Origin of the sequence: Lapidilactobacillus gannanensis (genome assembly GCF_003946675.1) — a bacterium.
In the GTDB taxonomy this organism is placed as follows: domain Bacteria; phylum Bacillota; class Bacilli; order Lactobacillales; family Lactobacillaceae; genus Lapidilactobacillus; species Lapidilactobacillus gannanensis.
Map to the genome: position 1 here is coordinate 1 of NZ_RHOT01000003.1, position 13,167 is coordinate 13,167.

General features: G+C 42.1%; 15 protein-coding genes. 1 reads left to right on the plus strand and 14 read right to left on the minus strand.

Annotated elements, in window-relative coordinates:
- The coding region (locus tag EKM81_RS01360; protein ID WP_125647302.1) for an IS30 family transposase at positions 1 to 405 on the plus strand (405 nt) is incomplete at its 5' end.
- Positions 406 to 549: 144 nt separating this feature from the next.
- Here EKM81_RS01360 and EKM81_RS01365 read toward each other — a convergent pair.
- The 14 genes from EKM81_RS01365 to EKM81_RS01430 all read right to left on the minus strand — a co-directional run bounded on the left by EKM81_RS01365 (position 550) and on the right by EKM81_RS01430 (position 12,880).
- Positions 550 to 984, minus strand: coding sequence for a F0F1 ATP synthase subunit epsilon (locus tag EKM81_RS01365; protein WP_125647304.1), 435 nt, complete (start codon positions 982 to 984; stop codon positions 550 to 552).
- A gap of 13 nt (positions 985 to 997) precedes the next feature.
- The gene (gene atpD / locus EKM81_RS01370; RefSeq protein ID WP_125647306.1) at positions 998 to 2,413 is read right to left on the minus strand and encodes a F0F1 ATP synthase subunit beta; all 1,416 of its coding nucleotides are present in this window, start codon (positions 2,411 to 2,413) and stop codon (positions 998 to 1,000) included.
- Positions 2,414 to 2,443: 30 nt separating this feature from the next.
- On the minus strand, positions 2,444 to 3,376 hold the full coding sequence (locus EKM81_RS01375) for a F0F1 ATP synthase subunit gamma (protein WP_125647309.1): 933 nt from the start codon (positions 3,374 to 3,376) through the stop codon (positions 2,444 to 2,446).
- A 57-nt stretch (positions 3,377 to 3,433) separates the two neighbouring features.
- Positions 3,434 to 4,948 carry a F0F1 ATP synthase subunit alpha gene (atpA, locus tag EKM81_RS01380; protein ID WP_125647312.1) on the minus strand — a complete coding sequence of 505 codons (1,515 nt, stop codon included), beginning with the start codon at positions 4,946 to 4,948 and terminating at the stop codon, positions 3,434 to 3,436.
- Between the two features lie 29 nt (positions 4,949 to 4,977).
- Positions 4,978 to 5,535 carry an ATP synthase F1 subunit delta gene (gene atpH, locus EKM81_RS01385; RefSeq protein ID WP_125647315.1) on the minus strand — a complete coding sequence of 186 codons (558 nt, stop codon included), beginning with the start codon at positions 5,533 to 5,535 and terminating at the stop codon, positions 4,978 to 4,980.
- On the minus strand, positions 5,516 to 6,034 hold the full coding sequence (gene atpF / locus EKM81_RS01390; protein ID WP_191987256.1) for a F0F1 ATP synthase subunit B: 519 nt from the start codon (positions 6,032 to 6,034) through the stop codon (positions 5,516 to 5,518). The genes atpH and atpF overlap by 20 nt, the downstream gene beginning before the upstream one ends.
- Before the next feature lie 47 nt (positions 6,035 to 6,081).
- Positions 6,082 to 6,294: a F0F1 ATP synthase subunit C gene (gene atpE, locus EKM81_RS01395; protein ID WP_164509161.1), complete on the minus strand. Its 213-nt coding sequence runs from the start codon at positions 6,292 to 6,294 to the stop codon at positions 6,082 to 6,084.
- A 31-nt stretch (positions 6,295 to 6,325) separates the two neighbouring features.
- The gene (gene atpB / locus EKM81_RS01400) at positions 6,326 to 7,036 is read right to left on the minus strand and encodes a F0F1 ATP synthase subunit A (protein WP_125647324.1); all 711 of its coding nucleotides are present in this window, start codon (positions 7,034 to 7,036) and stop codon (positions 6,326 to 6,328) included.
- Positions 7,037 to 7,208: 172 nt separating this feature from the next.
- Entirely contained in the window at positions 7,209 to 7,838 is a 630-nt protein-coding gene (upp, locus tag EKM81_RS01405; RefSeq protein ID WP_125647327.1) for a uracil phosphoribosyltransferase, read from the minus strand.
- 68 nt (positions 7,839 to 7,906) lie between these two features.
- Positions 7,907 to 9,145, minus strand: a complete 1,239-nt coding sequence (gene glyA, locus EKM81_RS01410; RefSeq protein ID WP_125647330.1) for a serine hydroxymethyltransferase — start codon at positions 9,143 to 9,145, stop codon at positions 7,907 to 7,909.
- A 123-nt stretch (positions 9,146 to 9,268) separates the two neighbouring features.
- Entirely contained in the window at positions 9,269 to 10,294 is a 1,026-nt protein-coding gene (locus tag EKM81_RS01415) for an L-threonylcarbamoyladenylate synthase (protein WP_125647333.1), read from the minus strand.
- Between the two features lie 60 nt (positions 10,295 to 10,354).
- The gene (gene prmC / locus EKM81_RS01420; RefSeq protein WP_125647336.1) at positions 10,355 to 11,203 is read right to left on the minus strand and encodes a peptide chain release factor N(5)-glutamine methyltransferase; all 849 of its coding nucleotides are present in this window, start codon (positions 11,201 to 11,203) and stop codon (positions 10,355 to 10,357) included.
- Complete coding sequence (gene prfA, locus EKM81_RS01425; protein ID WP_125647339.1) at positions 11,181 to 12,278, minus strand: peptide chain release factor 1; 1,098 nt, start codon at positions 12,276 to 12,278, stop codon at positions 11,181 to 11,183. Before prfA ends, prmC begins: the two co-directional genes overlap by 23 nt.
- Complete coding sequence (locus tag EKM81_RS01430; protein ID WP_125647342.1) at positions 12,278 to 12,880, minus strand: thymidine kinase; 603 nt, start codon at positions 12,878 to 12,880, stop codon at positions 12,278 to 12,280. The genes prfA and EKM81_RS01430 overlap by 1 nt, the downstream gene beginning before the upstream one ends.
- Between the last annotated feature and the right edge of the window lie 287 nt (positions 12,881 to 13,167).

Below are 13,167 nucleotides of genomic sequence, written 5' to 3' on the forward strand. Positions count from 1 at the left end.
AGCGAACCCGCTATTATGACCTTGACTGAGCGTGTTAGTCGTTATGAAATCATCGTTAAGATTACGGACTATCACGCTAACACTTGTCGACAAGCCCTGCAAGATGTTATTAATGACTATGGTTCCGAATACTTTAAGACAGTTACTTTTGACAACGGTTCAGAGTTTGCGGATTTATCAAAGGTGAGTGGTACGACAGTGTACTTCGCCCATCCGTACTCACCTTGGGAACGTGGTACTAATGAGAACCAAAACCAGCTGATCCGTGAGTTCATTCCTAAAGGCCGCTCAATGCGCCAATTGACCTTAACAGGGATTCAAGCAATCCAAAACGCTCTGAACCAAAGACCACGAAAGGTTCTCAACTATCAATCGGCAATGGCAGTTCTGCCAGACTTCGATTAACTAGACCAATAACTAAGAATAGGTCGAAAGTGTTGCACTTGATTTGACAATTCGGGTAAAATAATCGGCTGAGTCTTAGGCATCAGTTATTTAGACGTAAAAAAAGATCACTGAGAAAAAACTCAGTGACCTCTTCTTATTAAATTAACGCTGACGCTTAGAAACATTAATTCGATTAATAGCCCGATTTAATGCAACTTGCGCACGGTTAACTTCATCAATATCATGTCGGGCTTCAGCAGCCTTAATTTCTTGTTGCGCCCGTTCACGAGCATGTTCAGCTCGAGAAACGTCAATATCCCGAGCGCGCTCGGCACTATCGGCAACAATTGAAGCGACATTATCATTAACTTCGAGAAAACCGCCATTTATGGCAATTGCATCTTGATGATCAGGGTTATCTGTCCGTTTAACACGAACTTCACCAATCGCAAGTGGTGCGATAATCGGTTCATGGTTTGCCATGATACCCAGATCGCCATCAACCGCACAAGCTACAAGTAGCGTGGCGTGATGGTCATAAACCACACCGTCGGGAGTCACAATGTTAACGGTGAACATCTTTACAGATTCCGCCATTGTTTATGCCTCCTTAATTGTCTTGATGTTTGTAACCCATTTTAGCTGCCTTAGCAACGGCGTCGTCGATTTTACCAACACTTCGGAAAGCATCTTCAGGTAAATCATCATATTTACCATCTAGAATAGCCTTAAATCCGGCAATAGTGTCTTTAACAGGCACATATGAACCAGGTTGACCAGTGAAAGCTTCGGCAACGAAGAAGTTCTGTGACAAGAAGAACTGAATCTTCCGGGCACGAGCAACTAAGACTTTTTCATCATCGGATAATTCATCCATCCCTAAGATGGAAATGATATCTTGTAATTCACGATATCGCTGTAAAACATGCTGAACACGTGTTGCTACAGCGTAATGTTCTTCACCAACAATTTGAGGATCCAAACCACTAGAAGAAGACTCTAGTGGGTCAACAGCCGGGTAAATACCTTGTTCAACTAATTTACGTTCCAAGTTAGTTGTAGCGTCCAAATGGGCAAAAGCTGTTGCTGGAGCCGGGTCAGTATAGTCATCAGCAGGAACATAAATGGCTTGAATTGAAGTAACAGAACCCTTCTTAGTTGAAGTAATTCGTTCCTGCAATTGTCCCATTTCTGTTGCCAATGTTGGCTGATAACCAACGGCTGAAGGCATCCGCCCTAAAAGAGCGGAAACTTCAGAACCGGCTTGAGTGAATCGGAAAATATTATCAATGAATAGCAGAACATCTTGACCTTCAACATCACGGAAGTATTCCGCAATGGTTAACCCAGTCAAGGCAACCCGCATACGGGCACCAGGCGGCTCGTTCATCTGACCAAACACCATGGCGGTTTTCTCCAGAACACCGGAACCCTTCATTTCAAAATAAAGGTCGTTACCCTCACGAGTACGTTCACCGACACCAGTAAAGACAGAAATACCACCATGTTCTTCGGCAATATTATGAATTAATTCCTGAATCAAAACGGTTTTACCAACACCGGCACCACCGAACAAACCAACTTTACCACCACGAATATATGGGGCTAATAAGTCGATAACTTTGATCCCTGTTTCCAAGATTTCTGAACTAGTACTTAATTCTTCGAACTTAGGAGCAGCTTTATGGATACCTTCACGATGGAAGTCTGGACCGAATTTCGGACCAGAGTCGATTGTTTCGCCTAAAACGTTAAAGACACGACCTAAAGTTTCTTTACCGACTGGCACCGAAATCGGTGCGCCGGAATCAGCAACTTCCATGCCACGTTGGAGGCCATCTGTCGACTCCATTGCGATGGTACGCATTACGCCATCACCAAGTTCAAGGGCAACTTCCAAGACAACGGTTGAGTCGTCATTTTTCGTTGCTTTTAATGCAGAGTTGATGTCTGGTAACCCTTCGTCGAGGGGAAACTCAACGTCAACAACTGGTCCAATAACTTGAACAATATGACCAACACTCATGCGTTATAATTCCTCCCATCTCTCTAAATTTTATTCAAGAGCCGCAGCTCCACCAACAATTTCTGTAATTTCCGTTGTGATCTGTGCTTGTCTTGCCCGGTTTAACTGGGTGGAAAGGTCACGAATTAAGTCATTGGCATTATCCGTGGCACTCTTCATCGCTGTCATTGACGATGCATGTTCGGCCGTTTTCGCGTCCATAATTGCACCGAAAATTAAACTCTCAGCATACTGAGGCAAAATTGCATTTAAAGCGACATCAACCGACGGGTCAGCTAAATATTCAGTTGCCGCCGTGTTGTGTACTTTATCAGTATCAAGATCAGTAATTGGTAACATCTTTTCAGCCCGAAACGCTGATGACAGTGAGTTAACATGATGATTGTAGCAAACGTACAACTCATCGAAGACCCCATCATCAAACATGGTAACCATCGTCTTAACAATTTCCCGAACTTCGTTAAAAGTTGGTGAATCACTAACACCACGGTACTCATAGGCTAATTGAATACCACGAGTCTTAAAGAATTCAGTACCCATGCCACCAACAACCATGACGGCATATTCACTGGGATCTTTATGATCAGATAAAATATCCATTACTGAACGGAGTACATTACTGTTATAACCGCCAACTAGACCACGGTCACTGGTGATGACCAAGTAACCGGTCTTTTTAACTGGGCGTTCAACTAAAAGATTGTTTAATGATAAAACATCCTCTTCAGTTGTCCCAGTTTTGCTTTTCGCATGTTGGCGCATGAGAGCAAGCTCCAAAACTTTATTAGCAGCAAGATGGGTGACGATTTCGCGAATTTTTTTGGCATAAACTTGGTAATTAGTAGACTTATCTTCCAGCCGAACTAGTTTTGATCCTGAAACCATTTGCATGGCACTAGTGATCTGACCAGTTTTTTTGGTGGAAGCAATTCGCCGTTTAATATCAATTAATGATTCAGCCAATGATCTCACCACTCCTTTGCTAACTTAAAAAACAGATTGTCCCTAATTGACCACTAATTACTTAGCAGTACTAGGACTGAAGCCTTCACTAAATGACTTAATTGCTGCTTGAATATCATCGTCAGCTGGTAAATTACCAGTATCACGAATTTGCTTCAATAAATCAGTATGATTACTGTCAAAATTAGCGAATAACTCATCTTGGTAACGTTGAATATCATCAACAGGGACACTATCCAAGAAACCATGAGTTAAGGCATACAAAATAATAACTTGTTTTTCAACCGGTAGTGGTTGATGCAAAGGCTGTTTCAAAACTTCGACAGTCCGTCGACCACGATTTAACTTGGCTTGAGTTGCTTCATCCAAATCAGAACCAAACTGAGCGAATGATTCCAATTCACGATAAGAAGCCAAATCAACCCGTAAGGTCCCGGCAACTTTCTTCATTGCTTTGATCTGTGCTGCACCACCGACCCGAGAGACGGAAGCACCGGCATCAATGGCTGGACGAGTTCCTGAATAGAATAAATCACTTTCCAAGAAAATCTGGCCATCGGTAATTGAAATAACGTTTGTTGGGATATAGGCAGAAATATCGCCGGCTTGAGTTTCAATGATTGGCAAAGCACTCATTGAACCACCACCCAAAGCGTCACTCAACTTAGCAGACCGTTCAAGCAAACGTGAATGCAAGTAGAAAATATCACCAGGATAAGCTTCACGACCAGGCGGACGACGGAGCAGCAATGATATTTCACGATAAGCGGAAGCTTGTTTACTTAAATCATCAAAAATGATCAAAACATGCTTGCCACGATACATAAAGTCTTCACCCATTGCTGAACCAGCATATGGGGCAATATACAATAGTGGTGCTGGTTCACTAGGACCGGCTTCCACAACAATTGTATAATCTAACGCACCAAATTTACGTAACGTTTCAACCTGGGCCCGAACAGTTGATTCCTTTTGACCAATAGCCACATAAACACAGATCATGTTTTGGCCTTTTTGATTCAAAATAGTATCAATAGCGATGGAAGTCTTACCAGTCTTCCGGTCACCAATGATCAACTCACGCTGGCCACGACCAATTGGTACCAAGGCATCAATTGCCTTTAAACCAGTTTGCAGTGGTTCGTCAACAGATTGACGTTGCATAACACCAGGCGCAGGTGATTCGATTGGACGTGTCTTAGTTGTCTTAATTGGACCGGCACCATCAACCGGTTGGCCCAAAGGATTAACGACACGACCAATTAATTCATCACCAACAGGTACTTCCATAATTCGACCTGTCCGTTTAACTGTATCGCCTTCGCGAATATCATCAAACTTACCCAAAACAATGATACCAACATCATTGACTTCCAAATTTTGGGCGATCCCATATGAACCATTAGAGAATTGTAACAGCTCACTGGACATCACGTTATCTAAACCATGGGCCCGAGCGATCCCATCACCTACATAGGTAACAGTCCCAACTTCATCGACCTTAAGCTGGTCTTGATAATTTGCTAATTGTTGTTTAATTAATGTACTAATCTCTTCAGCTTTGATGCTCAACCGATTCACCTCGCTTTACTCTTAAAATCCTAACTTAATGGCTGAGCTAATAACTCTCGCATTTGATTTAATCGTGTGCGAATACTGCCATCAATTCGACGATCTTGAACTTGAACAATGACACCACCGATAATTTCAGGATCGACGGTATTAACGACACTAGCGATCTTACCATCAAATCTTTGAACAAAAGCCTGCCCTAAAGCGGTTGTTTGTTCAGTCGTCATTGGTGTCGCTGTGACCGCTTTGATCAAAATTCGACCATTAGCAGCATCATAGCGCTTTTCGAACTCATCAATGATCAACCCTAAGTCGGCCATTCGTTTATAGTCGAAAAGCATTTGTAAAAAATTCTGAATCGTCTGCGAAAACGGCTTTTTCAACGTGCTAACAAGTTGGGCCTGATCAGCCAGTGTCACGCTAGAACTAGCCATCACTGCGTCAAAATCAGGATTATCTTGTAACACTTGCCGCAAAACTAATAACTCTTGAAAAAGTGGTTCAATCTCGTGCTGCTCATTGGCAAGCTCAAACAATGCCTTGGCATAACGTTTGCTAACTGTCGTATTATCGAGTTTCATCGGCATTCGTCAACCCCTTTATATAGGCATCGATCAACTCTTTCTGATCATCTGCGTTGAGATCCTTTTTAATGAGCGCTTCGGCGATATTGACCGCAATTTGTCCAACATCTTCGCGAGCACCATTTAAGGCATCGGTTTTAACTTGTTCAGCTTCAACCTTAGCTTTTGATTTCAATTGGGCAGCTTCAGTTTGCGCAGCGGTGACAATTTCTTGACGACTTTTCTCACCGTTTTCTTTGGCTGTATTAACAATTTGAATTGCTTCCGACTTGGAATTCTTCAATTCAGACTGTCGTTGTGCTGCCATCTGCTCAGCTTTGCTTCGAGATTCAGCGGCACCGTCAAGATCATCGGAAATCTTTTGGGCCCGCTTATCCATCATTTTCGTTACCGGACCCCATGCAAAGTGTTTAACTAACCACATTAACAGGATGAAAGTCACAATTAAGAAAATCGAATCGCCTAAGCTGGCATTGGCAGCAATAACTAATCCATTCGCCATGAACAACGCTCCCTTCTATTTAAAATTAACAAACAAAATTGCCAAGATTAAACAAAGAGAATCAAGAAGGCAACAACGATAGCCAAGATAGGAACGGCTTCAATCAAACCAACACCGATGAACATTGTACTACGCAATTGACCAGCTAATTCTGGTTGGCGAGCCATACTTTCAACAGTCTTAGAAATAACTTTCGCATTACCATAAGAAGTAGCTAAGGCAGCTAAACCTGCAGCGATGGCTGCGGCAACATATTTAATCATTTTCGAAATTCCTCCTAAATTTGAAATCCTACTCACGTTCTAATTTACGTGAAAAATAAACACAAGATAAAATTGCAAAAACATAAGCCTGAATGGCACCGATAAAGACTGAAAAGCCTTGCCAAATCATGGTCATTGGTGCCGCTACTACTGCAGTCAAAATACCAAAACTGCTAGCAACGTTTAACAATAAACCGATTAGAACTTCTCCGGCGAAGATATTCCCATACAGCCGTAATGATAAGGTCAAAAAGTTCGTAAACTCTTCAATCAAATTTATTGGCAATAAGAATCCTACCGGGCGAATAAAATTGCTCATGTAACCCTTGAAGCCCCACTTCTCAACTGAGTAGTAGTGCGACATTAACAAGGTAACCATGGCTAATGGCATCGTGACCATTGGATCTGCAGTCGGCGACTTGGTGAAAGTAATCCCATTAAATTTAACTTCTAAGAATAACCCTAATGTGTTAGAGAACAAAATAAATGTAAACAACACGAAGATATAGAAGTAAAATGGTTTGCCTTCATCACCTGGCATAATCGCTTTCACGATTCCATTAGTGAAATCAATCAAATACTCTAACAAGTTCTGACCCTTACCTGGTCTCATTGCCAATTTTCTTGATGTAAAGAAAACAAACAAAAATACCAGCAGTGCCGTCAGCAGGGTCGAGATACAGTTAGCTGTGTTAAACCTGAGCCCCATGAAAGTTAGGTATTGATATTTCTCGTCCAAAGCGCGCCTCCTTCCCAAAACAATCTGAAAGTTTCAAGAAAAAACGAGGTTTATTCTCGAAACTGGTGTTTCAGTCTCTAAACAAGTTCAGAAAACACAGACTAAATCTTAACACCAACAAAACTAAAATTCAAAGGAAAGTTCGCATGAAAAGGCTTTATCGCACGGTGTTTTATTTGGTGCCGAATAAACGATCACCAGCATCGCCAAGTCCAGGCGTAATGTAACCAGTTTCAGTTAGGCGATCATCTAAGGCCGCTGCATAAATATCAACATCAGGATGAGCCTTCTGAACTGCCTCGACCCCTTCTGGTGCAGCTACTAAAACGACCAACCGCATACTTTTGGCACCGCGCTTCTTCAAAGCGTCAATTGCCATATTAGCTGAACCACCAGTTGCTAACATTGGATCAACAATAAATAAAATTCGTTGATCAATATCAGGCGGCATCTTGACAAAATATTCGTGCGGTTCCAAAGTTTTCTCGTCACGATACATGCCAATGTGACCAACCTTTGCCGCTGGAATTAACTCTAAAACACCATCGACCATCCCTAAACCAGCACGTAAAATTGGCACAACTGCTAATTTCTTACCAGCTAATTGCTTTTGCACAGTTTTACCCATTGGTGTCTCAATCTCGACATCCTGTAAAGGTAAATCGCGGGTAATTTCGTAAACCATCAACTCGGCAATTTCATTCGCAACCTCGCGAAATACTTTTGTCCCCGTTGACTTATCACGAATGATCGTTAACTTGTGCTGAATCAATGGATGATTCAAAACGGTAAATTTTCCCATACCTTTGCCACCTTTCATTTTCCAAATCATATCAATGATAAGCTAGTTGCCCTTAAATATCTACCTGATTAGCCCCAATTTATTGGAAAACTTTCGGCAAAATCATTGATTTTTTGATGTAACCGCTTCAATTCAACGTCATCTTCGCGATTTTGGATAGCCGCGATAATGAAGTGAGCAATTTGGGTGACGTCTGCTTCCTTCATTCCTCTGGTAGTAATCGCTGGCGTCCCAATTCGAATACCACTTGTTTTAAAAGGCCCGTTCTGTTCAAAAGGAATCGTGTTTTTGTTAAGCGTAATCTGTAAAGAATCTAATAATTCTTGAACATCACGACCATACAAGCCGGTGCCCGTCACATCTAATAACATTAGATGATTATCTGTCCCACCAGAAACAACCCGAAAAGTTGGATCTGCATTGAAGACTGCTGCCATCGCCTGAGCGTTCAAAACAATTTGGCGTGCATAAGTCTTGAATTCTGGCTGCAAGGCTTCGCCTAACGCAATAGCTTTGGCTGCAATCACATGCTCCAAAGGACCACCTTGAGTACCTGGGAAAACAGCTGAGTTAATTGCTTTGCCATATTTTGCTTTTGCCAAAATCATGCCACCACGAGGTCCCCGTAATGTTTTGTGAGTAGTCGTCGTCACCACGTCGCTATAGGGTACCGGACTAGGATGAACCCCGGCAGCAACTAAACCAGCAATATGCGCCATATCCACCATTAATAGTGCACCGACTTGATCAGCTATTTCCCGTAAGCGCGGAAAATCAATCAGCCGACTATACGCAGAAGCACCTGCAACAATTAATTTTGGTTGAACTTCTTTGGCAATTCTCAGAATTTCTTCATAATCAAGTTGTTCTGTTTCGGGATCCACGCCATAACTATGGAAATTATAAGTCTCACCACTAAAATTAACTGGCGAACCATGAGTCAAATGACCACCAGCCGTTAAATCCATCCCTAAAACGTTGTCGCCTGGTTTTAACAAAGCACGATAAACCGCCTCATTGGCTTGCGAGCCAGAATGTGGTTGCACATTAGCATACTCGGCCCCAAATAATTCGCGCGCCCGATCAATCGCTAACTGCTCAATTTGATCAATATACTCACAACCACCGTAAAAACGATGGCCAGGATAGCCTTCTGCATATTTATTAGTTAGCACACTGCCTTGAGCAGCTCGAACTGCATTCGACACAACATTTTCTGAAGCAATTAACTCAATGTTTTGTCGCTGCCGCGTTTCTTCATGATGAATTGCTGTCCAGACAGCTTGATCACGATTATTAAATTCCATTCGATAACCCCCTTGATTCACATTATACTGATATTTTACTCAATTCTAAACGTTATTGCCTAATAACTAACACCGAATTATTCCCCACGAGTTCTGCCATATTTTTTCGTGGAAAAGACTAAATTATTTTTGATAAAATTGACCACCGGCGGCCTTCTTTAAGCGATTCATATAGGCTAAGCCTAGTTTTTGTTCAGCTACACCGGCAGCTAAAATAACTTTGACTTGAGGGTGATCATCAAAAAAACGTAACCCGGCAAAAAGATCTTGAGCCGCTGTCGTGATATTATCGCCAAGTGAATAAGTGAGGACTTGATGAGAATTTGTGTCAAGCTTTAATTGCGCCAGTTGTTGGTCAAAAGCCAAGATGCCTAAAGGTGCTGTTTGTTGGGTCAGCTCCTGAGCCACAGCTGCTTTAAAGTCAGATTGATTGGCAACTATCAAGACTTGCGCACTCGGCGCATAATGTTTATATTTCATTCCTGGCGCCTTAGGTATTTCGTCTTTTTTAACATGGTGTTGCTCAGTTTCAACTGGCCCAATAATTGGCGCCAAATCATCAGCATTAATAAAGCCTGGCCGCAAGATTGCCGCAGGCTGGACACTTAAATCAATCACTGTTGATTCCAAGCCGACCTTAGTCGGACCATCATCCAGAATACCGGCAATTTTACCACCTAAATCATGATAGACATGCTGTGCTGTAGTTGGACTTGGCTTACCTGAAGTATTCGCAGAAGGACCTACAATGGGAATGCCAGTTTCCCGAATTAAAGCCAAAGTAGCCGCATTGTTAGGCATTCGAAAAGCCGCCGTTTGCAAACCACCAGTTACACAAGGTAATAAACTACCAGGTAAAATCGGCAGGATAATCGTCAGTGGACCTGGCCAGAAGGCCTTCATCAAAGCTAATGCAGCTGCATTCTTAGCGGCGTAATGCCAAACCATCTCCGGCGAATTCACATGGACAATCAATGGGTTATCACTTGGACGGCCCTTAGCCTGATAAACAGCCTTAACTGAAGCTTCACGGTTGATAACTGCGCCTAAACCGTAAACCGTTTCTGTGGGAAAACTAATTAGTTCACCTTGCCGTAATAACGCTGCTGCTGCAGAAATCTCTTGCGTATTAAAAATTTTTGTTTCCATAAATAACCTCACAACTTCTTTCTTGATACATAAAACTTAATTTCTAATTGCTGTCCTTGATTAATCCGGCAATTTAATCCGCGCCATTCGTGGCCAACCAGCCAGATCTTGCTTGATCTGAATGGTTGCTTGCGGGAGGGCTTGCTGATAAATCTCACGAATTGACGCTGCTTGTTGATACCCAAATTCTAGAAAAAGTTGTCCCGCCGGTTTTAAATGAGCTGCGACTGTTTGCGCCAACTGCTGATACAGAGCCAATCCCTGGTTATCGGCATATAAAGCCTGTTGTGGTTCAAAATTTTTAACTGAGTAATCCATTACCCTAGTTTCTGATCGACTGATATAGGGTGGATTAGAAATAATGATATCAAACTGTTCATTATCCACGGCAGCCAGCAAATCGCCCTGTCTAAAATGAATGGCTAACTGTAAATGTTGAGCATTTTCCTGGGCAACTGCTAGTGCAGCCTCACTAATATCAGAGGCCCAAACATCACTGGCTGGTAACTCATGCTTGATTGCCAAGGCAATTGCACCAGAACCTGTCCCCACATCCAAAATCCGTAACGCTTTCGTTGCTGGCGTACTTTCTAACAGCCAAGCCACCAGCAGTTCGGTCTCTGGCCGCGGGATCAGCGTTGCTGGCGTTACTTTAAGCGGTAAATCGTAAAACCAAGCTTGTCCTAAAATATATTGTGCTGGCTGACCTGTTAGCAGAGTGGCAACGTCAGCTTGAAACTGCTGCCAAGCAGCTACCGGCATTTCGGACCGCTCTTTAAAAATCAAATCAGTTTTAGTCCATTTTTGTCGTTCCAATAAAATGTACTCCGCTGCTTGCTCATCTAATTGTTTTTCTTTTAGTAGCAAAAAAGCCCACTTAAGGGCCTTATAATACGTCGGTCGATTCATCAGTAATTCGCTCCAACTTCTTGGTTTGATCCCAAACAATCAAGGCATCAATCACTTCACCAAGTTCACCGTTCATGATTCGATCAAGTTTATTCAACGTCAAACCAATCCGATGATCAGTTACCCGATTTTGAGGATAATTATAGGTCCGAATTCGCTCTGAACGATCCCCCGTCCCGACAGCTGACTTACGATTAGCATCATATTCGTTTTGATTTTGACTTTCATAATAGTCGTACACCCGTGAACGTAAAATTTGCATCGCCTTTTCACGGTTTTGCTGTTGTGACCGTTGATCTTGCATTGCCACAACAATCCCTGTTGGTAAATGGGTCATCCGCACCGCAGAACTGGTCTTATTAATATGCTGACCACCAGCACCAGACGAACGATAAACATCAACTCGAATATCTTTAGGATCAATATCTAAATCAACTGCGTCATATTCAGGCATCACCGCAACTGTTGCCGTAGAGGTATGAACTCGCCCAGCAGATTCCGTTTCAGGAACTCGTTGAACTCGATGGGCGCCATTTTCATATTTTAATTTTGAATAGACATTTTCACCAGTGATCATGACGGCAACTTCTTTAAAACCGCCAACTTCAGTCCGATTCTCATCAACAATTTCAAATTGCCAATTCTGACGTTCAGCATAATGATGATACATATTCAATAAATCTCCAGCAAAGAGTGAAGCTTCATCGCCACCAGCAGCGCCACGAATTTCCATAATAATGTTTTTATCATCGTTAGGATCAGTAGGAATCATTAACAACATGATTTCATGTTCCAATTGATCGCGTTCGGCAGTTAAATCGTCAATTTCAGCTTTAGCTAAATCAGCTAATTCTTTATCATTGCTTTCCCGCATGATTTCATCATTGTCACTAATTTCCTGAACCACTTCACGGTAACGTTTATACTTGTTGACCACATCAAGCATTCCGGCAGCTTCCTTGGAAACTTCCAAATAACGCTTAGTATTGCCAATTACTTCTGGATCAGCCATCATTTCAGTTAATTCATCGTAACGATCAACCAATCCATCTAATTGTGCTAAAATCTTGTCCATTAGGCTTGATCAGCCTCACTTTCCTCAAACTCATGGAGATCAGGATGATAATAATGTTCGCGACAAACTGGGTAATAAGATTCATTACCACCAATCTGCACTTGCTCACCTTCATAAACCGGCCGACCATTGTTGACCCGTAAATTCATCGTTGCCTTGCGTTGACAGAACCAGCAAATCGTTTTAATTTCTTCGATTTTGTCAGCATAAAGCAATAAATAACGGGAGCCATCAAATAATTCATTCCGAAAATCATTTTTTAGGCCAAAAGTCATCACTGGAATTCCTAATTCATCAACAACTCGCGCTGCTTCGTAGACATGATGCTTCTCCAAAAATTGGGCCTCATCAATTAAAACACAAGCAGGCTGTGGCTTAATCTTGGCCACTTCATCAAAAATATTTGTTGATGGAAAAATAGATTCGGCTTTACGGCGCAAGCCAATTCGACTAGCCACATAACCAACACCATCCCGAGAATCAAGGCTGCTGGTCATTAATAAAACTGGTTTGTGCTCTTCTTCATAGTTATGGGCAACTTTTAAAATCTCAATCGTCTTGCCAGAGTTCATTGCCCCATAGCGATAAAATAACTGTGCCATTAGTTTGCCTCCTGAAGTTCATTCGTTTTTAAGTATAAACGATTTTCAACAAATTGCCTAACTAAAATTACATAGTGTGAGGGCTGGTGGTTTTTTGGCGTAGTACAATTTCAAATATTTGCATGAGCGGTACAACCGATCGTGTGAATATTTAAATTGTACCTAGCCATTTACCAGCCTGAACACGTTTCAACCAGAGTGTGAGGGGTGCCGATCTTTTGGCGTAGGATAATTTCAAATAATTGCTTGAGCTGCACAGCAGATCGAGTAATTATTTAAATTAGCCA